25 protein-coding genes are annotated in these 25,727 nt (G+C 68.0%); 22 read left to right on the plus strand and 3 right to left on the minus strand.

All coding sequences use genetic code 11. From position 1 onward, the window contains the following. The first annotated feature begins 106 nt into the window (after nucleotides 1-106). On the plus strand, nucleotides 107-931 hold the full coding sequence (locus ACN8ZM_RS00930) for a Cof-type HAD-IIB family hydrolase (protein WP_089449694.1): 825 nt from the start codon (nucleotides 107-109) through the stop codon (nucleotides 929-931). Nucleotides 932-1,049: 118 nt separating this feature from the next. Here ACN8ZM_RS00930 and aqpZ read toward each other — a convergent pair whose 3' ends face one another. Further along, nucleotides 1,050-1,790, minus strand: coding sequence for an aquaporin Z (aqpZ, locus tag ACN8ZM_RS00935; RefSeq protein WP_043185032.1), 741 nt, complete (start codon nucleotides 1,788-1,790; stop codon nucleotides 1,050-1,052). Nucleotides 1,791-2,089: 299 nt separating this feature from the next. Between aqpZ and ACN8ZM_RS00940 the strand changes: the two genes are divergently transcribed. Then, nucleotides 2,090-2,386, plus strand: a complete 297-nt coding sequence (locus ACN8ZM_RS00940) for an H-NS histone family protein (protein WP_021162849.1) — start codon at nucleotides 2,090-2,092, stop codon at nucleotides 2,384-2,386. A 106-nt stretch (nucleotides 2,387-2,492) separates the two neighbouring features. Here ACN8ZM_RS00940 and ACN8ZM_RS00945 read toward each other — a convergent pair whose 3' ends face one another. Next, nucleotides 2,493-3,557, minus strand: a complete 1,065-nt coding sequence (locus ACN8ZM_RS00945) for a glycosyltransferase family 4 protein (RefSeq protein ID WP_420210417.1) — start codon at nucleotides 3,555-3,557, stop codon at nucleotides 2,493-2,495. Between the two features lie 663 nt (nucleotides 3,558-4,220). On the opposite strand from ACN8ZM_RS00945, the gene flhD reads away from it, so the two are divergent. The 16 genes from flhD (at nucleotide 4,221) to ACN8ZM_RS01025 (ending at nucleotide 19,212) form a co-directional block, all read left to right on the plus strand. Continuing rightward, on the plus strand, nucleotides 4,221-4,541 hold the full coding sequence (gene flhD / locus ACN8ZM_RS00950; protein WP_027788649.1) for a flagellar transcriptional regulator FlhD: 321 nt from the start codon (nucleotides 4,221-4,223) through the stop codon (nucleotides 4,539-4,541). A 92-nt stretch (nucleotides 4,542-4,633) separates the two neighbouring features. After that, nucleotides 4,634-5,188 carry a flagellar transcriptional regulator FlhC gene (flhC, locus tag ACN8ZM_RS00955; protein ID WP_043185235.1) on the plus strand — a complete coding sequence of 185 codons (555 nt, stop codon included), beginning with the start codon at nucleotides 4,634-4,636 and terminating at the stop codon, nucleotides 5,186-5,188. A 168-nt stretch (nucleotides 5,189-5,356) separates the two neighbouring features. Then, nucleotides 5,357-6,217: a flagellar motor stator protein MotA gene (motA, locus tag ACN8ZM_RS00960; RefSeq protein ID WP_043185037.1), complete on the plus strand. Its 861-nt coding sequence runs from the start codon at nucleotides 5,357-5,359 to the stop codon at nucleotides 6,215-6,217. Between the two features lie 13 nt (nucleotides 6,218-6,230). After that, nucleotides 6,231-7,247 carry a flagellar motor protein MotB gene (gene motB, locus ACN8ZM_RS00965; RefSeq protein ID WP_043185039.1) on the plus strand — a complete coding sequence of 339 codons (1,017 nt, stop codon included), beginning with the start codon at nucleotides 6,231-6,233 and terminating at the stop codon, nucleotides 7,245-7,247. Between the two features lie 24 nt (nucleotides 7,248-7,271). Continuing rightward, nucleotides 7,272-7,649 carry a response regulator gene (locus ACN8ZM_RS00970; RefSeq protein ID WP_043185040.1) on the plus strand — a complete coding sequence of 126 codons (378 nt, stop codon included), beginning with the start codon at nucleotides 7,272-7,274 and terminating at the stop codon, nucleotides 7,647-7,649. Nucleotides 7,650-7,682: 33 nt separating this feature from the next. Then, the gene (cheA, locus tag ACN8ZM_RS00975) at nucleotides 7,683-9,947 is read left to right on the plus strand and encodes a chemotaxis protein CheA (RefSeq protein WP_420210418.1); all 2,265 of its coding nucleotides are present in this window, start codon (nucleotides 7,683-7,685) and stop codon (nucleotides 9,945-9,947) included. Between the two features lie 51 nt (nucleotides 9,948-9,998). Beyond that, entirely contained in the window at nucleotides 9,999-10,514 is a 516-nt protein-coding gene (gene cheW, locus ACN8ZM_RS00980; protein WP_043185043.1) for a chemotaxis protein CheW, read from the plus strand. 37 nt (nucleotides 10,515-10,551) lie between these two features. Continuing rightward, complete coding sequence (locus ACN8ZM_RS00985; protein WP_043185045.1) at nucleotides 10,552-12,525, plus strand: methyl-accepting chemotaxis protein; 1,974 nt, start codon at nucleotides 10,552-10,554, stop codon at nucleotides 12,523-12,525. A 3-nt stretch (nucleotides 12,526-12,528) separates the two neighbouring features. Next, nucleotides 12,529-13,512 carry a CheR family methyltransferase gene (locus ACN8ZM_RS00990; protein ID WP_420210419.1) on the plus strand — a complete coding sequence of 328 codons (984 nt, stop codon included), beginning with the start codon at nucleotides 12,529-12,531 and terminating at the stop codon, nucleotides 13,510-13,512. Beyond that, the gene (gene cheD, locus ACN8ZM_RS00995) at nucleotides 13,509-14,234 is read left to right on the plus strand and encodes a chemoreceptor glutamine deamidase CheD (protein WP_420210420.1); all 726 of its coding nucleotides are present in this window, start codon (nucleotides 13,509-13,511) and stop codon (nucleotides 14,232-14,234) included. Before ACN8ZM_RS00990 ends, cheD begins: the two co-directional genes overlap by 4 nt. After that, nucleotides 14,231-15,322, plus strand: coding sequence for a protein-glutamate methylesterase/protein-glutamine glutaminase (locus ACN8ZM_RS01000; RefSeq protein ID WP_089449699.1), 1,092 nt, complete (start codon nucleotides 14,231-14,233; stop codon nucleotides 15,320-15,322). The genes cheD and ACN8ZM_RS01000 overlap by 4 nt, the downstream gene beginning before the upstream one ends. 67 nt (nucleotides 15,323-15,389) lie before the next feature. Then, the gene (cheY, locus tag ACN8ZM_RS01005) at nucleotides 15,390-15,785 is read left to right on the plus strand and encodes a chemotaxis response regulator CheY (protein WP_420210421.1); all 396 of its coding nucleotides are present in this window, start codon (nucleotides 15,390-15,392) and stop codon (nucleotides 15,783-15,785) included. A gap of 1 nt (nucleotide 15,786) precedes the next feature. Continuing rightward, nucleotides 15,787-16,518: a protein phosphatase CheZ gene (gene cheZ / locus ACN8ZM_RS01010; protein ID WP_043185055.1), complete on the plus strand. Its 732-nt coding sequence runs from the start codon at nucleotides 15,787-15,789 to the stop codon at nucleotides 16,516-16,518. 259 nt (nucleotides 16,519-16,777) lie between these two features. Further along, nucleotides 16,778-17,284: a DUF2844 domain-containing protein gene (locus ACN8ZM_RS01015; RefSeq protein ID WP_089449748.1), complete on the plus strand. Its 507-nt coding sequence runs from the start codon at nucleotides 16,778-16,780 to the stop codon at nucleotides 17,282-17,284. 16 nt (nucleotides 17,285-17,300) lie between these two features. Further along, nucleotides 17,301-18,533, plus strand: coding sequence for a DUF3443 family protein (locus tag ACN8ZM_RS01020; protein ID WP_301770192.1), 1,233 nt, complete (start codon nucleotides 17,301-17,303; stop codon nucleotides 18,531-18,533). Between the two features lie 166 nt (nucleotides 18,534-18,699). After that, entirely contained in the window at nucleotides 18,700-19,212 is a 513-nt protein-coding gene (locus ACN8ZM_RS01025) for a VOC family protein (RefSeq protein ID WP_420210422.1), read from the plus strand. 16 nt (nucleotides 19,213-19,228) lie between these two features. On the opposite strand, the gene ACN8ZM_RS01030 is transcribed toward ACN8ZM_RS01025, so the two are convergent. Then, entirely contained in the window at nucleotides 19,229-19,495 is a 267-nt protein-coding gene (locus ACN8ZM_RS01030; protein WP_420210423.1) for a hypothetical protein, read from the minus strand. A 242-nt stretch (nucleotides 19,496-19,737) separates the two neighbouring features. Here ACN8ZM_RS01030 and flhB point away from each other — a divergent pair, with 242 nt between their 5' ends. The 4 genes from flhB to ACN8ZM_RS01050 all read left to right on the plus strand — a co-directional run bounded on the left by flhB (nucleotide 19,738) and on the right by ACN8ZM_RS01050 (nucleotide 25,705). Continuing rightward, the gene (gene flhB, locus ACN8ZM_RS01035) at nucleotides 19,738-20,934 is read left to right on the plus strand and encodes a flagellar biosynthesis protein FlhB (protein ID WP_043185065.1); all 1,197 of its coding nucleotides are present in this window, start codon (nucleotides 19,738-19,740) and stop codon (nucleotides 20,932-20,934) included. Between the two features lie 79 nt (nucleotides 20,935-21,013). Beyond that, entirely contained in the window at nucleotides 21,014-23,113 is a 2,100-nt protein-coding gene (flhA, locus tag ACN8ZM_RS01040) for a flagellar biosynthesis protein FlhA (protein WP_043185067.1), read from the plus strand. Next, nucleotides 23,110-24,894 carry a flagellar biosynthesis protein FlhF gene (flhF, locus tag ACN8ZM_RS01045; protein ID WP_420210424.1) on the plus strand — a complete coding sequence of 595 codons (1,785 nt, stop codon included), beginning with the start codon at nucleotides 23,110-23,112 and terminating at the stop codon, nucleotides 24,892-24,894. The genes flhA and flhF overlap by 4 nt, the downstream gene beginning before the upstream one ends. Continuing rightward, entirely contained in the window at nucleotides 24,887-25,705 is an 819-nt protein-coding gene (locus ACN8ZM_RS01050; protein ID WP_420210425.1) for an AAA family ATPase, read from the plus strand. The genes flhF and ACN8ZM_RS01050 overlap by 8 nt, the downstream gene beginning before the upstream one ends. The last annotated feature ends 22 nt before the right edge of the window (nucleotides 25,706-25,727 follow it).

Below are 25,727 nucleotides of genomic sequence, written 5' to 3' on the forward strand. Positions count from 1 at the left end.
GAAGCGGGGCCGCTGGCGGAGATCGACCGGGAACCGTCCGGCGGGCAATCGGGCACGACGTTAAAATGGCCGTTCCGCAGAGCCCTGAGCGCCATTCTTCCGTCCCATGTACAAAGTCATCGCCACCGATCTCGACGGTACCCTGCTGAACAGCGACCACCAGCTCGATCCATACACGATCGACACCGTCCGCCGGCTCGACCGCGACGGCCTGCAGTTCGTGATCGCCACCGGGCGCCATTACGCGGACGTCGCCGGCATTCGCGACGTGCTCGGCATCCGGCCGTACCTGATCACGTCGAACGGCGCGCGCGTGCATGCGCCGGACGACACGACGATCCACGCGCAGGACATCGATCCGGCGATCGTTCGCGGCCTCGTGCAGCCGGAGGTCGTCGGCGCGCACGGCCGGGTGATCGTCAACCTGTTCACCGACCAGGGCTGGCTGATCGACCGCGATGCGCCGCACCTGCTCGAATTCCACCAGGATTCGGGCTTCCGCTACGACGTGATCGACATGGCCGCGCACGACGGCACGGATATCGCGAAAGTGCTGTATATCGGCGATCCGGCCGATCTGGCGGTCGTCGCCGAGCAGATGCGCGTGCGCTTCGGCGATGCGCTGTACGTCACGTACTCGCTGCCCGACTGCCTCGAAGTGATGACCGCGAACGTGTCGAAGGGCCGCGCGCTGCGCTCGGTGCTCGCGCGGCTCGGCGTCGACACCGGCCACTGCATCGCGTTCGGCGACAACATGAACGATATCGACCTGCTCGAAACCGCCGGCCACGCGTTCATGATGAACAACGCGAACCCCGACCTGATCGCGCGGCTGCCGCACATCCCGCGGATCGGCAACAACTTCGACGCGGGCGTCGCCCGCCACCTGCGCACGCTGTTCTCGCTCGAAGGCAACCCCGCCGCATCCTGAGCGTCCTGCTCCGGCGGAAATGAAAAACGGGCGCCAGTGGCGCCCGTCGAAATGACCTGCCTCGATCTTCTTGGACAGCGTGAGGCTCGCTGCTCTGCTCGCTTGACCCCGTAGTGTTTTATTCGCTTGTGCGAGCCGATACCGGCAGCAGGTCGACGGCGTTGTCACGCCCTGCGACCAGCGGGTAGATGATCCCGGCGAGTGCCGCGCCGATGATCGGCGCCACCCAGAACAGCCAGAGCTGGCCGATCGCTTCGCCGCCCACGAACAGTGCCGGGCCGGTCGAGCGGGCCGGGTTCACCGACGTGTTGGTGACCGGGATCGAGATCAGGTGAATCAGCGTCAGGCAGAGGCCGATCGCGATCGGCGCAAAGCCGGCCGGTGCGCGCTTGTCGGTGGCACCCAGGATCACGAACAGGAAGAAGCCCGTCATCACGACTTCGCAAATGAACGCCGCACCGAGTGCGTAGTGGCCGGGCGAGCGCTCGCCGAAGCCGTTCGTCGCAAAGCCGCTGCCGACGACGTCGAAGCCCGGCTTGCCGGTCGCGATCAGGTACAGCACGAATGCGCCGATCGTCGCGCCGACAACCTGCGCGACGATGTACGGCACGAGATCGCGTGCGGGGAAGCGGCCGGCGACCGTCAGGCCGACGCTCACTGCGGGATTCAGGTGGCAACCCGAAATATGGCCAATGGCGAATGCCATCGTCAGCACGGTCAGGCCGAAGGCTAGTGCGACGCCGGCAAAGCCGATGCCGAGGCCCGGAAAGGCGGCGGCCAGCACGGCGCTTCCGCACCCGCCGAGCACCAGCCAGAACGTGCCGAATACCTCTGCAGCGAGACGCTGAGAAAGATTCATGTAAGGACCTCGTTCAAGTGGATTGAAGACAACCGGATGACACGACGGATTTAAACCGTCACCGGAATTGGTCTGGATTATAGGAAATGAATCGGGTCGGGGAGGGTCAACGATTGTTAAATTTGAATGGCTGACGAATGCCTTTTATTAGAATAAGTCCGCATTCTCGATATAGCCGAATCGGTTAAAGATGACAGCATTAATATCGAAGGGCAGGGCAGCAGTGCAGATGGCGTAACGGATGTGAGTATCCCGGCCGGATTCGCCGGGGCCGCATCATCGAAAAGGGGAGTCAAAAAATGTCTCAATACGCGAAACTCAAGGCGCAGATCGCCGATCTGCAGGCCCAGGCGGACGACGTGCGCCGCCAGGAAGTGGCGGCGGTGATTGCCGAAGTCCAGCAAAAGATTGCCGAATACGGGCTGACGGCCCAGGATCTGGGCTTCGCGGAGCGAGCGAAGCGCGGGCGCCCGCCGAAGAAGGCGCCGCTGCCGCCGAAATACCGCGATCCGAAGTCGGGCGCGACGTGGAGCGGGCGCGGCAAGCCGCCGAATTGGATCGTCGGTAAAAACCGTGATCGTTTCCTGATCGAATGACCGAAAACCCAACGCAAAAGAGCCGCATCGAGATGCGGCTCTTTTGTTTTGCGCGCCGATTTCGGCGCGGATTTGATTACGGAATATTTCCTCGCGGATTTCCGTGTCAGGCGCCGGCGACGCGGCGCAATGCCGGTTGGCGGGTTCGCGTGCAAAGCGATTCGTAAGTTTCGACATAACGCTGCGCCATTGCCTTCGAGCTGAAACGCGTGTCGAAACGTTCGCGGATGGCGGTGCGCGACAGGCTGTCGAGCCGGTGCAGCGCGCCGACCGCGCCCTGGACGTCCTCGACGATGAAGCCCGTTACGCCATCCTCGATCACTTCGGGCACCGAGCCGCGGTTGAACGCGACGACCGGCGTGCCGCAGGCCATCGCCTCGATCATCACGAGGCCGAACGGCTCCGGCCAGTCGATCGGGAACAGCAGCGCCTTCGCGCCGGACAGGAACGCGGGTTTCTGCGCCTCGTTGATCTCGCCGATGAACTCGACGTGCGCCTCGCCGAGCAGCGGCTCGATCACTTCCTTGAAATAGTCGGCGTCGGCCTTGTCGACCTTCGCGGCGATCTTCAGCGGCAGCCCGCTTTGCGCGGCGATCCGGATCGCGGTGTCGACGCGTTTTTCCGGGCAGATCCGGCCGAGGAACGCGAGATATTCGGGCTTCACGCCCGGCTGCGGCGTGAGCAGCGTCTCGGGCAGCCCGTGATACACGGTGCCGGCCCACGCGGCCTGCGGCAGCGGCTTGCGCTGGTTGTTCGAGATCGACACGACCGGCGCGTCCGGGAACGCGTCGAACACCGGTTGCAGCTCCGGCAGGTCGAGGCGGCCGTGCAGCGTCGTCACGTACGGTGTGTCGAGGCGCGACATCAGCGGGAACGGCAGGTAGTCGAGGTGGAAGTGCAGCACGTCGAATTCGTGCGCGACCCGGGCGACCTGTTCGAGAAGCCGCATATGGGGCGCCATCGAATCGCGGATCGACGGGTCGAGCCGCAGGGCGCGCGGCCAGGCCGCCTCGAGATGGGCCGACGTGACGGAGTCGCCGCTGGCGAACAGCGTCACGTCATGGCCGAGTTCGACGAGCGCCTCGGTGAGGTAGGACACGACACGCTCGGTGCCGCCATAGAGTTTCGGCGGAACGGCTTCGTAAAGCGGCGCGATCTGGGCAATTCGCATGGGGTTCTCCTGTTTCGATCCGAGGGCGCGGTAGCGCCGATGCGGATCCCGTGCAAGGTTGCGGAACTCGCCGACGTACGCGGTTGGCGGTACGTGGCCGTGCCCTGGGCGGGGTGCGCGGGGCGCCGGACGGCAAGCTGCGGGGCGGGCCGGCACGGCTCGCGCCGCCGCCCATTGGAGTCCATTATCGATATCGCCTTGAGGGGTTCGAGTGTTTTTTCAAACACTTAAGGCTTGTTACACGATGAAATACGCGAAAACCCCGAGAAAAAGGGCGCGGAATCAGAAATGGAGATAGACGCAACTATTGTTGCGTCATCGTGAAAAACCACTATAATTTTTACCGATCCGGTTGTCGGCAGCCTTGCCGGCAAGCCTTTCGCTACCGCGCGGAGGCCATCGGATCCATCGCAGCCGAATTCGCGCTGTCACCTGCTTCCCCGATTTCAGCTTTCAATTCGCCTTGTCGGAAAAATTCCTACACGGTTTACAGACAAATCCTGCATGGCATACGCCACTTCGCTGATACCGGCGTAAATGCCGTTTGGCCAAAATTCGCCCTGTAAGACTATAAACGAGCCGACTGAGCGCCAAGAGCGCCCCGATCGAGCAAACGTTTTCATAACACGAATGGCCAAAGCAAAGCTCTTTAACGGGGGAATCATGAGCGCTACCAGCGAAATGCTCAGTGAGATCAAAGAGGTCAACCTGTCGTACCTCCTCCTCGCGCAACGCCTGCTGCGGGAAGACAAGGCGATGGGCATGTTCCGCATGGGAATTTCCCAGGAACTGGCCGACGTGCTCGGGAACCTCACGCTCGCACAGACCGTGAAGCTCGCCGCGTCGAACCAGATGCTGTGCCGCTTTCGCTTCGACGATCACGCGTTGCTGTCGTCGCTCGCCGACAAGGGCCGCAGCGATGTCGTCGCGCACGCCCACTCGGCCATCCTGATGGCCGGGCAGCAGGTCGAAGGCGTCCGCTGATCCATCCCGCCTTGCGACTGTCCCGGCGTGCCGCGCCGGCGGGCAGCGTATTGGCCATCTATCCGAACAACGTCAAGCGGACGGTTTTCACCATGGCAAGCAAAAGCGTCGTGATCGAGGTGAAGGAAATCACCCTCGCCATCGAACTGATCGAACTGGGCGCCCGGCTGCAGTTGCTGGAAGCGGAGACGAGCCTGTCGCGGGACCGTCTGATCAAGCTGTACAAGGAACTGAAGGGCGTGTCGCCGCCGAAGGGGATGCTGCCGTTCTCGACCGACTGGTTCATGACGTGGCAGCCGAACATCCACTCGTCGCTGTTCTACAACATCTACCGGTTCATGCAGGACCACGGCCGTTGCGACCCGATCCAGTCGATCGTGAAGGCGTACCGGCTCTATCTGGAGCACGTGAACCTGTCCGGCGACGAGGCCGCGCTGAGCCTCACGCGCGCGTGGACGCTCGTGCGCTTCTTCGATTCGGGGATGCTGCAGATGACCCCGTGCACGCGCTGCGGCGGCCACTTCGTCGCGCATGCGCATGATCCGCATCAAGGTTTCGTCTGCGGCCTCTGCCAGCCGCCGTCGCGCGCGGGCAAGACCCGCAAGGCCGCCGCCGCGCGCGCCGAACTGGCCGCCGCCGCGGCCTGAGCACTGCCGGGCGGGGCGCAAGCGGCCGCGCCGGGCGGCGCGAAGCGTCTGCGAATTGCTGGTAAACACCTCCGCGCCGCCGCCGGGCGGCCGCGAAAGTTTTCCTGCCGACTGCCGTAAACCTGTTTAACGGCGGTCTCCCCGCCGGTCATTCGTGAGGGACAGGCAGTGCTGATTATCGTGGGAACACTCGTGACGCTGTTGTCCGTCTTCGGCGGTTATGCGCTGGCAGGCGGGCATCTGGGCGCATTGATCCAGCCCGTCGAGATCCTGATGATCGTGGGCGCCGGCGTCGGCGCGTTCATCCTCGGCAACGGCGGCAAGACCATCAAAGCCACGCTGCGCGTGCTGCCGACGCTCTTCAAGGGCTCGAAATACACGAAGGATGTCTATATGGAGCTGATGGCGCTTCTTTACGTGCTGCTCGCGAAGGCACGCAAGGAAGGCACGCTGACGCTCGAGGCCGACATCGACGATCCGGAAAAGAGCCCGATCTTCACGCAATACCCGAAGATCCTCGCCGATCACCACATTGTCGAATTCCTGACCGACTACCTGCGCCTGATGGTGGGCGGCAACATGAACGCGTTCGAGATCGAGAGCCTGATGGACGAGGAGATCGAGACGCACCACACGGAAGGCGAAGGCCCCGCGCACGCGCTGATGCGCGTCGGCGACGCGATGCCGGCGTTCGGTATCGTCGCGGCCGTGATGGGTGTCGTGCACACGATGGCGTCCGCCGACAAGCCGCCCGCGGTGCTCGGCGCGATGATCGCGCAGGCGCTGGTCGGCACGTTCCTCGGGATCCTGCTGTCGTACGGGCTGATCGGGCCGCTCGCGAGCCTCGCGGAGCAGCGCGTCGCCGAGTCGACCAAGATGTTCCAGTGCATCAAGGTGACGATCCTCGCGACGCTGAACGGCTATGCGCCGGCGATTGCCGTCGAGTTCGGCCGCAAGGTGCTGTTCTCGACCGAGCGCCCGTCGTTTTCCGAGCTCGAAGAGCATGTGCGCCGCGTGAAGGCGAAGTGACGCGGAGCGCCCGATGAGCAAAAGCAAGGATCGCGCGATCGTCGTCAAGCGGGTGGCCCCGGCGAAGAAGGGCCACCATGGCGGCGCATGGAAGCTCGCGTACGCGGACTTCATGACCGCGATGATGGCGTTCTTCCTGCTGATGTGGCTGCTGAGCTCGGTCACGTCGGTGCAGCTGAAGGGGATCGCCGAGTACTTCAATACGCCGCTGAAGGCCGCGCTGTTCGGCAGCGGCGACCGCAGCTCGCAGGATTCCAGCATCATCAACGGCGGCGGCCGCGACCTGTCGAGCGTCGACGCCGGCACGCTGCACCGCACCGACGGCACGACGCAGCTCGCCGAGCGCTTTGCGAAAGCGGGCGACGAGCATTCCCGGTCGCAGGCGCAGGGCGCGCAGGACCGGCTCGAGCAGACGCGCCTGCACGACCTGCAGATCAAGCTGATGGCCGCGATCGAGGCCAACCCGACGCTGCGCCAGTTCAAGCAGCAGATCCGCATCGATTCCACGCTGATGGGGCTGCGCATCGAGATCGTCGATACGCAGAAGCGGCCGATGTTCGCGATGTCGAGCGACAACGTCGAGCCGTACATGCGCGACATCCTGCGCGAGATCGGCAAGACGCTGAACGACGTGCCGAACCGGATCATCGTCCAGGGCCACACCGACGCCGTGCCGTACGCGGGCGGCGAGGGCGGCTACAGCAACTGGGAGCTGTCGGCCGACCGCGCGAACGCGTCGCGCCGCGAGTTGATCTCCGGCGGCATGGACGAGGCGAAAGTGCTGCGCGTGCTCGGCCTCGCGTCGACGCAGAACCTGAACAAGGCCGACCCGCTCGATCCGGAAAACCGCCGGATCAGCGTGATCGTGCTGAACCGCAAATCCGAAGAGGCGCTGATGCGCGACGATGCGACGACCACGACGCTGTCGGCCGATGCGGCCGGCTCGCAGCAGCTCGCGCAGCAGCTGGCCCCGGCGCCGGCCGTGCGCCCGGCGCTCGCGGCGTCCGCCGTCGCCGTGCCGAAACCCTGACGTTTACAAGATTCCGAGACAGACATGATCCGAACCATTCTCGCCATCGACGACTCCGCGACCATGCGTGCGCTGCTGCAGGCGACGCTGGCGCAGGCCGGCTACGACGTGACGGTGGCGCCGGACGGCGAAGCCGGCTTCGACCTGGCGGTCGCCCGGCAGTACGACCTGGTGCTGACCGACCAGAACATGCCGCGCAAGAGCGGGCTCGAGGTGATCGCGTCGCTGCGCGTGCTGGGCGCGTATGTGAACACGCCGATCCTCGTGCTGACGACGGAAGGCAGCGACGCGTTCAAGGACGCCGCGCGCGACGCGGGCGCGACCGGCTGGATCGAGAAGCCGATCGACCCCGCCGTGCTGGTCGACCTGGTCGCGACGCTGTCCGAGCCGGCCGCTTCCTGACATTCACGCGACGCATTCAACCCGGGACCGGGCATGACTCTCGACATCACTCAGTTCTACCAGACATTTTTCGACGAAGCGGACGAGCTGCTCGCGCAGATGGAGCAGCTGCTGCTGAACCTCGACGTCGGTTCGCCCGACCCCGAGGATCTGGCCGCGATCTTCCGCGCCGCGCATTCGATCAAGGGCGGCGCGGCGACGTTCGGCTTTTCCGCGCTGACCGATACGACGCACATCCTCGAATCGCTGCTCGACCGCGCGCGCAACCATGAGCTGACGCTGACCAAGGAAATGGTCGACGCGTTCCTGGAAACCAAGGACGTGCTGTCCGACCAGCTCGTCGACTACCGCGCCAGCGCCGAACCGGACGCGGCCGCCGCCGCGACGATCTGCGCGAAGCTCGAACGGCTGAAGGCCGAGAGCAGCGCGGGTGCGCCCGTTGCCGCCGCGCCTGTGCCGGCGGCGCCGGTCGCTGCCGCCGTTGCATCGGCTGCTCCGGCCGCGGAACCGGCCGCCAGCGACGATCGCGCGCCCGACCACGTGATCGAGCAGGCCGTCGCGGCCGCGCACCCGGCGGCCGACGCGGGCGAAGGCGGCCCGCACCTGAAGATCACGCTCGTGGGCGTCGACGCGAAGGATCGCGAACTGCTCACCGAAGAACTCGGCAACCTCGGCCGGATCGTGGGCCGCGAGGAAGCGGGCGCCGACCTGACGCTGTGGGTCGAATCGGACGTGCCGTCCGACGACATCGTCGCCGTGTGCTGCTTCGTGATCGACGAAAGCCAGATCCGCGTCGGGCACGGCACGGCGCCGGCCGCGCCGGCTGCCGCGCAGGAAGCCGCGGCGCCGGCGGCAGAACCGGCCGCCGCCGCGCAACCGGCGCGCGTCGAGGTATTCGCGCCGCAGGCCGCGGCACCGCAACCGGCCGCATCGGCAGCGGCGGCAGCGGCGGCAGCGCCCGCCGAGCCGGCCGCCGCTGCCGCCGAGCAAGCGCAGCAGCCGTCCCAGCACGCGCACGCCGACCACGCACCGCAGGCCGCCGCGCATCACGACGACAAGCGCGCACGCCCGGCCGCCGCGGCCGCAGCGGGCGCCGAAGGCAGCTCGATCCGCGTCGGCGTCGAGAAGGTCGACCAGCTGATCAACCTGGTCGGCGAGCTCGTGATCACGCAGGCGATGCTCGCGGAAACCGCGAGCGCATTCGATCCGGCGCTGCACGACCGCCTGTTCAACGGAATGGCGCAGCTCGAGCGCAACGCGCGCGACCTGCAGGAAGCCGTGATGTCGATCCGCATGATGCCGATGGACTACGTGTTCAGCCGCTTCCCGCGGCTGGTGCGCGACCTCGCCGGCAAGCTCGGCAAGCAGGTCGAACTGGTGACGTTCGGCCAGGCGACCGAGCTCGACAAGAGCCTGATCGAACGGATCATCGATCCGCTCACCCACCTCGTGCGCAACAGCCTCGACCACGGGATCGAGACCGTCGACAAGCGGGTCGCCGCCGGCAAGGACGCGGTCGGCCAGCTGGTGCTGTCGGCCGCGCATCACGGCGGCAACATCGTGATCGAGGTGAGCGACGACGGCGCGGGCCTGAACCGCGAGCGGATCCTCGCGAAAGCCGCGAAACAGGGCATGCAGGTGTCCGACACCATCAGCGACGACGAAGTCTGGCAGCTGATCTTCGCGCCGGGCTTTTCGACCGCCGAGACGGTGACCGACGTGTCGGGCCGCGGCGTCGGGATGGACGTCGTGAAGCGCAACATCCAGTCGATGGGCGGTCACGTCGAGATCTCGTCGCTGGCCGGCCGCGGCACGACCACGCGGATCGTGCTGCCGCTCACGCTGGCGATCCTCGACGGGATGTCGGTGAAGGTCGGCAACGAGATCTTCATCCTGCCGCTGAACTTCGTGATGGAGTCGCTGCAGCCGTCGAACGACGACATCTACACGGTCGGCAACGGCGAGCGCGTGGTGCGCGTGCGCGGCGAATACCTGCCGCTCGTCGCGCTGCACGAGGTGTTCTCGGTCGAGGACGCGCGCACCGACCCGACGCAAGGGATCGTCACGATCATGGAAACCGAGGGGCGCCGCTTCGCGATGCTGATCGACGAGCTGGTCGGCCAGCAGCAGGTGGTCGTGAAGAACCTCGAAACCAACTACCGCAAGGTGCACGGCATCTCGGCGGCGACCATCCTCGGCGACGGCAGCGTCGCGCTGATCGTCGACGTCGCGGCGCTGAACCGCGAAACCCGTGCGACGCACGGCGCCCGTGCCGGCGCCGAGCTCGCGATGTTCTGATGTCTCTCGCCATTCAACCGATTGGGGGCAAACGTGGCTGCTGAAGTCCAAATGATCAATCCGGCCGCGGCGAACGCGGCAACGAGCCGCCGCGACGCGGAGCAAGGCGACGCGACGGGCCAGGAATTCCTCGTGTTCACGCTCGGCGACGAGGAATACGGGATCGACATCCTGAAAGTGCAGGAAATCCGCGGCTACGACAGCGTCACGCGCATCGCGAACGCGCCGGAATTCATCAAGGGCGTGATCAACCTGCGCGGGATCATCGTGCCGATCGTCGACATGCGGATCAAGTTCCATCTCGGCCGCGTCGAGTACGACCACCAGACCGTCGTGATCATCCTGAACGTCGCGCATCGCGTGGTCGGGATGGTGGTGGACGGCGTGTCGGACGTGCTGACGCTGCAGACCGACCAGATCATGCCGGCGCCGGAGTTCGGCGCGACGCTGACGACCGAGTACCTGACGGGCCTCGGCACGGTCGACGGCCGGATGCTGATCCTGATGGACATCGAGAAGCTGATGTCGAGCCGTGAAATGGCGCTGATCGAGACGCTCGGCGGGTAAGCGCGTCGCGCGCGCAGGAATTTCGGGAGAATCTGCAATGTTGCATAACTGGTCGATCCGCACGACGCTCACGGCGGTCGGACTCATCCTCGCGGTGCTGGCCGCAGCCGTTGGCGGGCTCGGCCTGGTCGCGCTGAATCATGCGAGCCGCTCGCTCGACGAGATCGCGCACGTCGACCTGCCGGCACTCCATACGCTCGACGACACGTCGTCGTACCTGCTGCGCGCGCGCGTGTCGCTCGACCGCTTCCGTTCGCTGACGGAAGGCGGCAACACGGCCGAAGCGGCCAAGGTGCTCGACCGCGCGCAGGAGCTGTATGCGAAGTCGAACCAGAACTGGCAGGCGTTCCAGTCGACGCCGAAGCTCGGCATCGAGCAGGCGCTCGTCGACGACCTGACCACCCGCTACACGACGATCGTGAAGGAAGGCGTCGAGCCCGAGTTCGCGGCCGCGCGCGCGGGCGACATGGCCGCGTACCACGCGGTCGCCGACACCAAGATCAGTCCGATGTTCGTCGCGTACGACCAGGCTGCGTCGGCCGTGATCGCGTCGCTGCAGAAGCGCGCGGAAGATCGCCAGGCCACGACGCAATCGCAGATCTCGCTGATGATCGGGCTGATCGCGGCCGGCATCGCGATCGCGTTCGTCGTCGTAGTCGCGATTCGTTTCGCGCTGCGCGGGCTGATCGTGAAGCCGCTCGAGGACGCGATCGCGCACTTCGAGCGCATCGCCGGCGGCGACCTCACGCAGCCGGTGAACGTGTTCAGCACGAACGAGATCGGCCGCCTGTTCGGCGGCATCAAGCGGATGCAGGACGCCGTCACGACGATGGTGCAGGCCGTGCATCGCGGCACCGAATCGATCGACGTCGGCGCGCGCGAGATCGCGACCGGCAACATCGACCTGTCGCAGCGTACCGAGGAGCAGGCCGCGTCGCTGCAGGAAACCGCGTCGAGCATGGAGCAGCTGACGGGCACCGTGCGCCAGAACGCGGAGAACGCGCGGCAGGCCAGCCAGCTCGCGGTCAACGCGTCGGACATCGCGACGCAGGGCGGCGACGTGGTCGGCCAGGTCGTGGCGACGATGCAGGACATCGCGGGGAGCTCGGGCAAGGTCGTCGACATCATTGGCACGATCGAAGGCATCGCGTTCCAGACCAACATCCTCGCGCTGAACGCGGCAGTCGAAGCCGCCCGTGCGGGCGAACAGGGCCGCGGCTTCGCGGTGGTCGCAGGCGAGGTGCGCTCGCTCGCGCAGCGCAGCGCGAGCGCCGCGAAGGAAATCAAGCAGCTGATCGGCGATTCGGTCGAGAAGGTCGAAAGCGGGTCGGCGCTCGTGTCGCGCGCCGGCTCGACGATGGACGAGATCGTGCAGGCCGTGCGCCGCGTGACCGACATCATGGGCGAGATCAGCGCCGCGTCGGACGAGCAGTCGACCGGCATCGAGCAGGTCAACCGCGCGGTCGGCCAGATGGATTCGGTCACGCAGCAGAACGCGGCGCTCGTCGAGCAGGCCGCGGCCGCGGCTGCGTCGCTCGAGGAGCAGACGCGCCAGATGAAGGCGATCGTGTCGGGCTGGCACGTGGCGGGCGGCATCGTGCTCGCGCCGTCGCGCGGTGTGGCGCGGCCGGTCGCGCATGCGCCGGCGGCCGTGCCGGCACTGCCGTCGGAGCCGCGTTTCGACGCGGCGCCGGTCGCCGCGCTGCCGGCCCCGCAGGCCGCCGCACAACCGGCACGGCGCGCTGCGCCGGCGCCGCGTGCCGCCGCTGCGGCCGGGTCGGGCGCGAGCCGCGAACCGAAGCGCGCGGCCGATGCCGGCGCGCACGCGCAGAAGGACGCACCGGCTTCCCGTGGCACGGCTGCGGGCGGCTACGGGCCGCGCCTCGCGAAAACCGCCGCACCGGCCGACAAGCCGGCCGCGAAGCCCGCGCTCGTGCGCCCGGCGCTGAACGGCGAGAAGCCGGCGGCGGCCACGGCCGGCACGTCCGACGACGACTGGGAGACCTTCTAAACCATGCCGCACGCGCGCGCGCCGTTTCGACCCGATGCACCGGATGCCTCGCCTCGCGCGGGCGAGCCGGGGCGCGACTTCGCGTTCACGAGCGCGGATTTCGCCCGCATTCGCGCGCTGATCCATCAACGCGCGGGGATCTCGCTGTCCGAGCACAAGCGCGACATGGCGTACAGCCGCCTCGCGCGCCGCTTGCGGGCGCGAGGCCTCGACACGTTCCGCGACTACCTCGACCTGCTCGAGCAGGAAGACGATCCGCTCGAGTGGGAAGCGTTCACCAATGCGCTGACGACGAACCTGACCGCGTTCTTCCGCGAGTCGCACCATTTCCCGATCCTGTCGGACTTCGTGAAGGGGCGGCCGGCGCCGGTATCGGTCTGGTGCTCGGCGGCGTCGACCGGCGAGGAGCCTTACTCGATCGCGATCACGCTGATCGAGGCGCTCGGCGAATCGGCCGCGCGCGGCGCGTCGATCCTCGCGACCGACCTCGACACGCAGGTGCTCGCGAAGGCGGAAGCCGGCATCTACACGTACGACCAGGTCAAGCACCTGGCGCCGGAGCGGCTGAAGCGCTTCTTCCTGAAGGGCACGGGCCCGCAGGCCGGCCGCGTGAAGGTGCGCCCCGAGCTGCGCGCGATGATCCGCTTCGAGCAGCTGAACCTGACCGATGCGGACTACGGGATCGCGAAGCCGTTCGACGCGATCTTCTGCCGCAACGTGATGATCTATTTCGACAAGCCGACGCAGGGGCAGGTGCTGTCGCGCTTCGAGCCGCTCGTGAAGCCGGGCGGGCTGCTGTTCGCCGGCCATTCGGAAAACTTCACGTATGTCACGCAGGCGTTCCGGCTGCGCGGGCAGACGGTGTACGAACTGACCCGCGACGCCGCGCAGGGCGCACGGCCGCGTGGCGCGCAGGCGCCTGCGATCGCGTCGCCGGTGCGCGCACGGGCTGCGGGCGCCGTCGCCGCCCTGGGAGAGCGTGGATGAGCGCGCTGCCGATCGCCACCAATCGCTATTTCGACAACCACTTCGGCCGTCCCGGCGTGAAGCTGCTGCCGAACGAGTTCTTCACGACGTCCGAGGACATGGTGCTGATGACCGTGCTCGGTTCGTGCGTCGCCGCGTGCCTGCACGATCCGTATGCGGGCATCGGCGGAATGAACCACTTCATGCTGCCGGACGACGGCGCCGATCCGGGCGCGGCCGCGTCGGAATCGATGCGCTACGGCGCGTATGCGATGGAAGTGCTGATCAACGAGCTGATCAAGGCCGGCGGGCGCCGCGAACGCTTCGAAGCGAAGGTGTTCGGCGGCGCGGCCGTGCTGGCCGGGATGACGACCATCAACATCGGCGACCGCAACGCGGATTTCGTGCGCCGCTACCTGGCGCTCGAACGCATCCGCATCACGGCGGAAGACCTGCAGGGCGTGCACCCGCGCAAGGTCGCGTTCATGCCGAACAGCGGGCGCGCGATGGTGAAGAAGCTGCGGCTGCAGGTGCCGGGCGTCACCGAGCGCGAAGCCGCGCTCGCCCGCGAGGCCGATCGCGCCCGCACCGCACGGCCGCGTCCGCAGGTCGAGCTGTTCGCGGCGAAGCGTCCGGCCCCGCCGCAGCCGGCGCGGCCGCGCATCGAGCTGTTCGGCGCGCGCGGCGCGGCGCCGGCCGGCGGTGTGCGGGCGGCGAATCTATCAAGAAAGCAGGAGGCATGACCGCAGTGCAGAAGATCAAAGTATTGTGCGTCGACGATTCGGCGCTGATCCGCAGCCTGATGACGGAGATCATCAACAGCCAGCCCGACATGACGGTGTGCGCGACCGCGCCCGATCCGCTCGTCGCGCGCGAGCTCATCAAGCAGCACAACCCCGACGTGCTCACGCTCGACGTCGAAATGCCGCGCATGGACGGGCTCGACTTCCTCGAGAAGCTGATGCGCCTGCGGCCGATGCCGGTCGTGATGGTGTCGTCGCTGACCGAGCGCGGCTCGGAGATCACGCTGCGCGCGCTCGAACTCGGCGCGGTCGATTTCGTCACGAAGCCGCGCGTCGGGATCCGCGACGGGATGCTCGACTACGCGGAAAAGCTCGCCGACAAGATCCGCGCGGCGTCGCGCGCGCGCGTGCGCCAGGCGCCGCAGCCGCAGGCCGTCGCACGAGCGGCGGCGGGCCAGCCGGCCGCGCCGATGATCAACAACCCGCTCGTCAGTACCGAGAAGCTGATCATCATCGGCGCATCGACGGGCGGCACCGAGGCGATCCGCGAAGTGCTGACGCCGCTGCCGCCGGATGCACCGGCCGTGCTGATCGCGCAGCACATGCCGCCGGGTTTCACGAAATCGTTCGCGCAGCGGCTGAACGGCCTGTGCCGGATCGCGGTGAAGGAAGCCGAGCACGGCGAGCGCGTGCTGCCGGGCCATGCGTATATCGCGCCGGGCCATGCGCACCTGTTGCTCGCGAGAAGCGGGGCGAACTATATTGCGCAACTGTCGGAAGAGCCGCCGGTGAACCGGCACCGCCCGTCGGTCGACGTGCTGTTCCGCTCGGCGGCGACCCACGCGGGCAAGAACGCGATCGGGGTGATCCTGACCGGGATGGGCCGCGACGGCGCGGCCGGCCTGCTGGAAATGAAACGCGCGGGCGCTCACACGTTCGCGCAGGATGAAGCAAGCTGCATCGTGTTCGGGATGCCGCGCGAGGCGATCGCGCTCGGCGGCGCGGACGAGATCGTGCCGCTCGCCGAGATGAGCCGTCGCGTGATGGCGCGCCTGGCGACGATGGGCGACCGCGTGCAGCGCGTTTGAATGGAATGTCACGGGGCGCGTGCCACGATACGCGTCCCGACGGAAACGAATCTGGAAAGGAACGACGATGGACAAGAGCATGAAAATCCTGGTGGTGGACGATTTCCCGACGATGCGCCGGATCGTCCGCAACCTGCTCAAGGAACTGGGCTACTCGAACGTCGACGAGGCCGAGGACGGCCTCGCCGGTCTGGCGCGACTGCGCGGCGGCGGCTACGACTTCGTGATCTCGGACTGGAACATGCCGAACCTCGACGGCCTCGCGATGCTGAAGGAAATCCGCGCGGACGCGACGCTCACGCACCTGCCGGTGCTGATGGTCACGGCCGAGCCGAAGAAGGAGAACATCATCGCGGCGGCGCAGGCCGGCGCGAGCGGTTACGTCGTGAAACCGTTTACGGCCGCGACGCTCGACGAGAAGCTGAACAAGATCATCGACAAGATGGCGAAGGCCGGGAGCTGACGTGAACGAGCCGATCCATGCCGCACTGACCGGCGCCGGGTTCAGCGCCGACGGCCAGGCCGAAGGCGCCGATTTCGCGAGCGACCGCATCCTCGCGCGCATCGGCCACGTCACGCGCACGCTGCGCGACTCGATGCGCGAGCTCGGGCTCGACAAGCATGTCGAGCGTGCGGCGGAAGCCGTGCCCGATGCCCGCGACCGGCTGCGCTACGTCGCGACGATGACCGAGCAGGCTGCCGTGCGTGTGCTGAATGCGATCGAGGTCGCGAAGCCGATGCAGGAGCGCATCCAGAACGAGGCCGAGGCACTCGACGCGCGCTGGGCGCAGTGGTACGCGGCGCCGATCGAGCACGCGGAAGTGCGCGAGCTGATGGACGATACGCGCACGTTCCTGCGCACGCTGCCGGAATCGACGTCGGCGACCAGCGCGCAACTGCTCGAGATCATGCTCGCGCAGGATTTCCAGGACCTGACCGGGCAGGTGATCAAGAAGATCATGGACATGGTCTACCTGATCGAGCAGCAGCTCCTCACCGTGCTCGTCGAGAACATCGCGCCCGAGCGGCGCGAGCAGTTCGCGGCCACCGCGGCCGCGCTCGCGGCCGAACAGATGAGCCCGACCGGCAGCCCCGAGTCGCTGCTGAACGGCCCGCAGATCGCGCCGGAAGGCAAATCCGACGTGGTCCAGGACCAGGAACAGGTCGACGACCTGCTCGCCAGCCTGGGCTTCTGACCCTGCCGCATGCATCGGCGCGCCATGTTTCGCGCGGGCGCCCGATGCACGCGTCACCGCGCGACCTTATCGTTTCCCCCCATCCGCCGCACGTGTGCGCCCTGGCGGTCCTGTGTCAAATTGACACTTCGACACACTCAGCAGGCATACTACGCGTCAGCAGCAACGTAGCGTCATCCGTACGATTTCATATGTTGGGAGGCGGCGCGGGCCCGATGGCCGCACCGCCGGCAACGAAGCCAGTCCCTTGGGGGGGAACGTGAAGCTGAAACGCTTGGGCTGGGCCGTCGCGCACGCGGCGGCTGCAATGGGTGTGCTGTGGAGCGTCCACGCACACGCGGAACTGGGCGGCGCGCCGATGTCGCCGCCGGCGGACGATCAGGCCGCGACCGTGCGCGCGTTGCAGCGCGCGATGCGTCCGGCAGACGGCGTGCAGACGACGAGCACGGCCGCCTATACCGTCCGCGAGATCACGCTCGGATCGGGCACCGTCATCCACGAATACACGTCGGCCGCCGGCAGCGTGTTCGGCCTCGCGTGGCGAGGGCCGACGATGCCGGATCTCGCGTCGCTGCTCGGCAGCTATTTCCCGCAGTACACCGCTGGCGTCCAGGCGGCGCACCAGGCGCGCGGCTGGCGCGCGCCCGTGTCCGTCGACACGAGCGGCCTCGTGATCCGGACGGGCGGCCACATGGGCGCCTTCTCGGGCCAGGCGTGGCTGCCGACGGCGCTGCCTGCCGGCCTGGCCGGCACCGATATCCAGTGACAGCGGGAGAGCGATCTTGAGCATTCCTCGTACATTCAAGCGCTGGCTCGGCGTGCTGGGCCTCGCGGCGGCAACGGCCGTACTCGTGACGGCATGCGGCGGCGGCGACGGTGGCGGCGGCAACTCGGGCAACAACGGCAACAACGGTTCGGGCGGCTCGGACGGCAATTCCGGGAACAAGGCGGTCATCACCGTCAACTCGGGCGTCGCGAACGTGATCAACATCCCGACCATCAGCGTGAAGGTCTGCGCGCCGGGCACGTCGAACTGCCAGGTGGTCAACAACGTGCTGGTCGATACCGCGTCCTACGGGCTGCGGCTCGTCGGCAGCGCGGTGTCGGGCGTGCTCGGCAGCTTCCCGCAGGTGACGAGCGGCGGCGCGCCGGTCGCCGAGTGCGGCAAGTTCGTGTCGAGCTATACGTGGGGTTCGGTGCGCACGGTCGACCTGTCGATCGGTTCCGAGCAGGCGAGCTCGCTGCCCGTGCAGATCATCGGCGACCTCGGCACGACGAACGTGCCGAACTCGTGCACGAACGGCGGCGCGTCGGCCAATACGGCGAGCGCGCTCGGCGCGAACGGGATCCTCGGCATCGGGCCGGCGCCGGTCGACTGCGGCACGACCTGCGCGACGTCGACGTCGACGAGCAACAACTACTACGCGTGCCCGAACGGCGACAACGCGAACTGCACGGTCGCGCTCGTGCCGGTGGCGCAGCAGGTGGCCAACCCGGTGCATCGTTTCGCCGACAGCAGCGGGGTGAGCGTGACGATGCCGAGCATCTCGGATAGCGGGCAGGCCAGCGCAACCGGGACGCTGACGTTCGGCCTGCCCGACCTGACCGGGAAGACCGTGATGACGTCGACCACGACGGGCGACGTCAGCGCGACGTTCCTCGGGCGCAACGTGACCGCGTTCTTCGACACGGGTTCGAACGCGTATTTCTTCAACGATGCGGGGCAGACGGCCTGCTCGAAGAATACGCAGTTCTACTGCCCGGCATCGCCGCCGGCCAGCTACTCGGCGACGCTGAGCGGCCAGAACGGCGTGGGCGCCACCGTGGCGATGTCCGTCGCGAACGCGGATGCGCTGTTCTCGAACTCGTCGACGTTCGCGTTCAACGACATCGCGGGCCCGTTCGGTTCGTCCAGCTGGCTCGACATCGGCATGCCGTACTTCTACAACCGGACGATCTACTTCGGGATGGACAAGACGGCGAGCGGCGGTGCGCAGCCTTTCGTCGCGTTCTGACGCGGCACGGCCGGACACCGAAGAAGGGGGCGAGCGATCGCCCCCTTTTTTTATCCAGCGGCCGTGCGCGGCACGACGGGTCGGACCGGATCGCCATCGCGCGCGGGTCCAGCGCCTACGATGTAATACCGGCACTCGTCCGGCACGATATCGAGGAGGCAGCGCCATGAACCCGCGCATACAACGCATCACGTCGTTCCTGTGGTTCGACCGCGACGCCGAGGCGGCCGCCGGTTTCTACGTGTCGGTGTTCGACAACGCGCGCATCGTGCACGTCGCGCGCTACGGCAAGGCCGGCGCACACGTATCCGGCAGCGCGGAGGGCGCGGTGATGACCGTCGTGTTCGAACTCGACGGGCTGGCGTTCGTCGCGCTGAATGGCGGCCCGGTGTTCCAGATCACGCCGGCCGTGTCGTTCGTCGTCAACTGCCGGGACCAGGCCGAAATCGACCGCTACTGGGCGCGCCTGTCCGAAGGCGGCGACGAGCGCGCGCAGCAGTGCGGCTGGCTGCGCGACCGGTTCGGCGTGTCGTGGCAGGTCGTGCCGGTGCAGATGGCCGAACTGATGATGGGCGATCCGGCGCGCGCGGAGCGCGTGATGGCGCAGGTGATGACGATGAAGAAGCTCGATCTCGGCGCGCTGCAGCGAGCCGCGGCGGGCCAGGGCGCGGGCCCGTGACCGGCGCGAACGGGCGCTAGACCGGTGGCCGGCCGTTGCGCATCGCGCGCGTATGGTCGAGGAAGCGGTGGCCGGGCCCGTACGCGGTGCTGTCGATCCGGACGGCATCGGCCGGCGCGGCCGGGTGCCCGGCGCCATCGACCGACACCGATTCGATCTCGACGACCGGCACGCACCAGGCCGCGCGGGTGCGTTCCGCCGGTTCGCCGCGCGCGTCGGCGCAGCGGAACACGAAGCTGGCGGGGAAATCCTGCGCGCGCAGGGTTGCGTCGACCCGTTCCACGCATGGTGCAGGGCGATCGTGCCGGGGTGCGGCGCGTCAGGCGCTTGCGCACCGGCCGGCACGTTTTTCCGCCGCGCCACACACCGTTCCGTCCCCCTGTCGAGCCCCGTTCGCACCGGCTCGACCGATTCTTCGAAATACCCCCCTTTCCCGGCTTTGCTCGACCGATCGGCGTTTGACGCCTCCATGAATAATCGGTGTCACTGGAAAGCGGCATTCCGCCGTACCCGACTGGAGGCCACGTGGCAGACGAGAGCGATCTCGACAAGACCGAAGCCGCCACTCCCAGGCGCCGCGAGAAGGCGCGCGAGGAGGGGCAGGTCGCGCGTTCGCGCGAGCTGGCTTCGTTCGCGCTGCTCGCGGCCGGGTTCTACGGCGCGTGGCTGCTCGCGGGCCCGTCGGGCGGGCATCTGCAGGCGATGCTGCGCGGCGCGTTCACGTTCGATCGTGCGACCGCGTTCGACACGAACCGGATGCTGTCGGCGGCCGGCAGCGCGAGCCTCGAAGGCTTCGCCGCGCTGCTGCCGCTCCTCGCGCTCACCGGCCTTGCCGCGCTGCTCGCGCCGATGGCGCTCGGCGGCTGGCTGATTTCGCAAAAGACGTTCGAGCTGAAATTCGACCGGCTGAACCCGATTTCGGGCCTCGGCCGGATCTTCTCGATTCAGGGGCCGATCCAGCTCGGGATGTCGCTCGCGAAGACGCTGGTCGTCGGCGGGATCGGCGGCATCGCGATCTGGCGCAGCAAGGACGAGCTGCTCGCCCTCGCGACCCAGCCGCTGGGCGTGGCGCTGCCCGATGCGCTGCACCTGGTCGCCGTGTGCTGCGGCACGACGGTCGCCGGGATGCTGGTGGTCGCCGCGCTCGATGTGCCTTACCAACTCTGGCAGTACAACAAGAAGTTGCGCATGACGAAGGAAGAAGTGAAGCGCGAGCATCGCGAGAACGAAGGCGATCCGCACGTGAAGGGGCGGATCCGCCAGCAGCAGCGCGCGATCGCGCGCCGCCGGATGATGGCGGCCGTGCCGAAGGCCGACGTGGTCGTCACGAACCCGACGCACTTCGCCGTCGCGCTGCAATACACGGACGGCGAGATGCGCGCGCCGAAGGTCGTCGCGAAGGGCGTGAACCTCGTCGCCGCGCGCATCCGCGAACTCGCGGCCGAACACAACGTGCCGCTGCTCGAAGCGCCGCCGCTCGCGCGTGCGCTGTATCACAACGTCGAACTCGAGCGCGAGATTCCCGGCTCGCTGTACTCGGCCGTTGCCGAAGTGCTCGCGTGGGTCTACCAGCTCAAGCGCTTCCGTTCGGAAGGCGGTGCGTTCCCGGCGGTGCCGGTCGATCTGGACGTGCCGGCCGACCTCGACAAGGGTACGTCGGTGTCCGCCGACGACGAGCGCGACGAGCAGGAAGACAGCCTCGGTAAGGCAGGTACTGCATGATCAGCCCCCACGCTCACATTCGTTCGCTGCCCCCCGAGGGGGCGGCTGCCTCCCTTGGGGCGGCCCGGCGGGAGGCAGCATGAGCACCCCGACCGGCCTGTTCGCGAAGCGCCCGAACCTGCTCGCGGGGACCAACCTGCGCGCGCTCGCGGGCCCGATCCTCATCTGCATGATCTTGGGGATGATGATCCTGCCGCTGCCGCCGATGCTGCTGGATCTGCTGTTCACGTTCAACATCGCGCTGTCCGTGATGGTGCTGCTCGTCAGCATGTACACGATGAAGCCGCTCGACTTCGCGGCGTTCCCGAGCGTGCTGCTGTTCTCGACGCTGCTGCGCCTGTCGCTGAACGTCGCGTCGACCCGCGTCGTGCTGCTCGAAGGCCACACGGGGCCCGACGCGGCCGGCCAGGTGATCGAGGCGTTCGGCCACTTCCTCGTGGGCGGCAACTTCGCGGTCGGTATCGTCGTGTTCGTGATCCTGATGATCATCAACTTCATGGTGATCACGAAGGGCGCGGGACGGATCGCCGAAGTGTCCGCGCGCTTCACGCTCGACGCGATGCCCGGCAAGCAGATGGCGATCGACGCCGACCTGAACGCGGGCCTCATCAACGAAGAGCAGGCACGCAAGCGCCGCCAGGCCGTGTCGCAGGAAGCCGAGTTCTACGGGTCGATGGACGGCGCGTCGAAGTTCGTGCGCGGCGACGCGATCGCCGGCCTGATCATCATGGCGATCAACGTGATCGGCGGGCTGATCGTCGGGATGGTCCAGCACGACATGACGTTCGCCGCGGCCGGCACGAACTACACGCTGCTGACGATCGGCGACGGCCTCGTCGCGCAGATCCCGTCGCTCGTGATCTCGACCGCGGCCGGCGTGATCGTGTCGCGCGTCGCGACCGACGAGGACATCGGCACGCAGATCACCGGCCAGCTGTTCACGAACCCGCGCGTGCTGACCATCACGGGCGCGATCATCGTGCTGATGGGGCTGATCCCCGGCATGCCGCACTTCGCGTTCCTCGCGCTCGGCGGCGGCGCAATCTGGCTGGCCCGCACGCAGACCAAGCGCGCGGCGGCCCGCAAGGCGGCCGGCGACGTGACCGACATCGCGCCGCCCGCCGTGCTGCCGTCGGACAGCCACGAGGCGACCTGGGACGACGTGCAGCTGATCGATCCGCTCGGGCTGGAAGTCGGCTACCGGCTGATTCCGCTCGTCGACAAGAACAGCGACGGCGAGCTGCTCAAGCGCATCAAGAGCATCCGCAAGAAATTCGCGCAGGAAATCGGCTTCCTGCCGCCGGTGATCCATATTCGCGACAACCTCGAACTGCGGCCGAACGCGTACCGGATCGCGCTGAAAGGCGTCGAGATCGGCGTCGGCGAAGTGTTCCCGGGCCAGTGGCTCGCGATCAACCCCGGCCAGGTGACGGCCGCGCTGCCGGGCGCCGTCACGCAGGATCCCGCGTTCGGGCTGCCGGCCGTGTGGATCGACGTCGCGATGCGCGAACAGGCGCAGGTGTACGGCTACACGGTGGTCGACGCGAGCACGGTCGTCGCGACGCACCTGAACCATCTGGTCGTCCAGCACGCGGCCGAGCTGCTCGGCCGCCAGGAAGTGCAGGCGCTCGTCGAGCGCACCGGCAAGGACGCGCCGTCGCTCGTCGAGGACCTCGTGCCGAAGACGATCTCGCTGACGACGCTGCAGAAAGTGCTGCAGAACCTGCTCGAGGAAGGCGTGCCGATCCGCGACATGCGCACGATCCTCGAGGCCGTGTCCGAACACGCAGGCCGCGGCGACGCGTTCGAGATCACGGCCGCGGTGCGGCTCGCGCTCGGCCGCGCGATCACGCAGCAGTGGTATCCGGGCGCGGGCGAGATGCAGGTGATGGGCCTCGATTCGAATCTCGAGCGCGTGCTGTCGCAGGCGCTCGCCACCGGCGCGAACCCGGGCCTCGAGCCCGGCCTCGCGCACAACCTTCTGACCGGCACGCAACAGGCGATGCTGCGTCAACAGAATCTCGGGCTGCCGCCCGTGCTGCTCGTGCAGCACGCGCTGCGCGCGATGCTCGCGCGCTTCCTGCGCCGCAGCCTGCCGCAATTGAAAGTGCTGTCGTATGCCGAAGTGCCGGACACACGCACGATCAAAGTCGTTAACGTCATCGGGGGTTCCGCTTGAACATTCGCAAATTCACCGGCGCAACGAGCCGCGACGCCCTTCGTCTCGTGCGCGAGGCACTCGGCGCCGACGCGGTCGTGCTGTCGAACCGCACGCTCGATGACGGCAGCGTCGAAATCGTGGCACTCGCCGATTCGGACCTGGCCGCGGTGACGCCGCCGGCCGCGGCGCGGCCGCGCCTTGCCACCTCGCGCGCGCTGGAATCCGTGCCGGCCGCCGCGGTGCCGGGCATCGTGTCGCGCCCGGGCGCGGCGCTGGCCCGCCCGGCCGTCAATCCGTATGCAGCGGGCGAAGGCGGGCTGCCGGACGTGTTCTCGTCGGTGTTCGGCGCCAGCGCCGATGCGGACGAGGCGGCAGCCGCACAAGCTTCGGCGATCGATGTGGACGTGTCGGGTGGCGACCCGCAGGCCGGTACGCCGGCGGCGGCCACACCGTCTTCCGCCGCCCCCGTTTCCAGCGCGCCGGCCGCGGCTTCCGAACCCGCGCCGTGGCTGGTCGAGCACGCGAAGCGCCTGACGCAGCAGCGCGACGCGCTGATGGCGCGTGCGCAGGCGACGCCCGCCGCGCCGCAAGCGAGCGCGCCTGCCCCGCAGGCCGCCGCGAGCGCGACGCCGCCTGAATGGGCACGCGACATCGTGCGCGACGCCGAACGCCGGATGCCGGCCCCCGCCCCCCGCGCGCCCGATACGAACACGAGCGCGGCGCATGCCGCGAAGGCGGCCGAGCGCACGCGCCTGTCCGCCGACGCGGCCGCCGTGGTGGCCGATGCGGTGAAGTCGCGCATCGAGCGGATCGTCAACGATACGGTGATGCAGGAGCTCGGCGAACTGCGCGGGATGATGGAAGAGCAGTTCGACAGCCTGATGTGGCACGACCGCCAGCGTCGCAGCGCCGTGCATGGCGCGCTGACGAAGCACCTGTTCGCGGCTGGTTTCTCCGCGCAGCTCGTGCGGATGCTGGTCGACAACCTGCCGGCCGGCGACGACGCGCAGACCTTCGAACAGGCCGCCGAATGGGCGCAGTCGGTGCTCGCGGCGAACCTGCCGGTGCTCGACAGCGAGGACGCGCTGATGGAGCGCGGCGGCGTGTTTGCGCTGATGGGGCCGACGGGCGTCGGCAAGACCACCACCACCGCGAAGCTGGCCGCGCGCTGCGTGATGCGCTTCGGCGCGAGCAAGGTCGCGCTGCTGACCACCGACAGCTACCGGATCGGCGGCCACGAGCAGCTGCGCATCTTCGGCAAGATCCTCGGCGTGCCGGTGCACGCGGTGAAGGATGCCGGCGACCTCGCGCTCGCGCTGTCCGAGCTGCGCAACAAGCACATCGTGCTGATCGACACGATCGGCATGAGCCAGCGCGACCGCGCGGTTTCCGACCAGATCGCGATGCTGCACGGCGCGAACGCCCCGGTGCAGCGCCTGCTGCTGCTCAACGCGACGAGCCATGGCGACACGCTCAACGAAGTCGTGCAGGCGTACCGCAGCGCGGGCGAGCATCCGGACCTGGCCGGCTGCATCCTGACGAAGCTCGACGAGGCGACCCACCTCGGCGGCGTGCTCGACACCGTGATCCGCTACAAGCTGCCGGTCCACTACGTGTCGACCGGCCAGAAGGTGCCGGAGAACCTGTACGTCGCATCGACCCGCTTCCTGCTGAAGAGCGCGTTCTGCGTACCGCGCGACGGCTCGCCCTTCGTGCCGCAAGACGAGGACATGCCGACGCTGCTTTCCGCATTGACCGCACGTTCCACCGCCGAGCTGCACGAGGTGCGATTTGGATAAACGAATCATCGATCAGGCCGAAGGGCTGCGGCGCCTGCTGGCCGGGCGCGCGTCGCGCATCGTCGCGGTGACGGGCGGGCCGGCGGGGGTCGGCTGCACGTCCACCGTCGTGAACCTGGCGGCGGCGCTCGCGTCGCTCGGCAAGGACGTGCTCGTCGTCGACGAGCGCGCCGACGTGCAATCGGCCAGCGCGACGCTGGCGGGCGCGTGGCTGCGCGACGGCGAGCGCACGCGGGTGGCGGCCGGCTTCGGCCTGTGCGCCGCCGCGCGGCTCGCGCGCACCGGCTATACCGACGCGCAGCTCAGCGATTTCATCGACGGCCCGGCCGACATCGTCCTCGTCGACGCGCAGCTCGGCGCTGACGGCGCGTTCTCGGCGCTGGCGCGCGAAGCGCACGACGTGCTGGTCGTCACGCGGGTCGCCGCGCAGGCGATCACCGAGGCGTACGCGTGCATGAAGCGGCTGCATTTCGCGCATGCGTTCGCGCAGTTCCGCGTGCTGACCAATCACGTCGGCAGCCATGCGGACGCGAAGGTCGCGTTCGACAACCTCGCGGGCGTCGCGAGCCGCTACCTGACCGTGTCGATCGCCGACGCGGGCTGCGTGAGCGCCGATCCGCTCGTCGAGCATGCGCGCGAACTGACGCGGGCCGTGGTCGATGCGTTCCCGTCGTCGGCTGCCGCGCGCGACTACCGGCAGATTGCCGCCGACCTGCTGTACTGGCCGATGCGCCCGCGTTCGGGTGCGGGCCGCGCCGTGCACGCGGGCGGCAAGCCGTCGTATGAGGCGGGCGCGGCACACGCCGCGTGAGCGCCACCGGAAGGAGAGAGCC

This window comes from Burkholderia aenigmatica (assembly GCF_048627025.1).
GTDB lineage: Bacteria > Pseudomonadota > Gammaproteobacteria > Burkholderiales > Burkholderiaceae > Burkholderia > Burkholderia aenigmatica.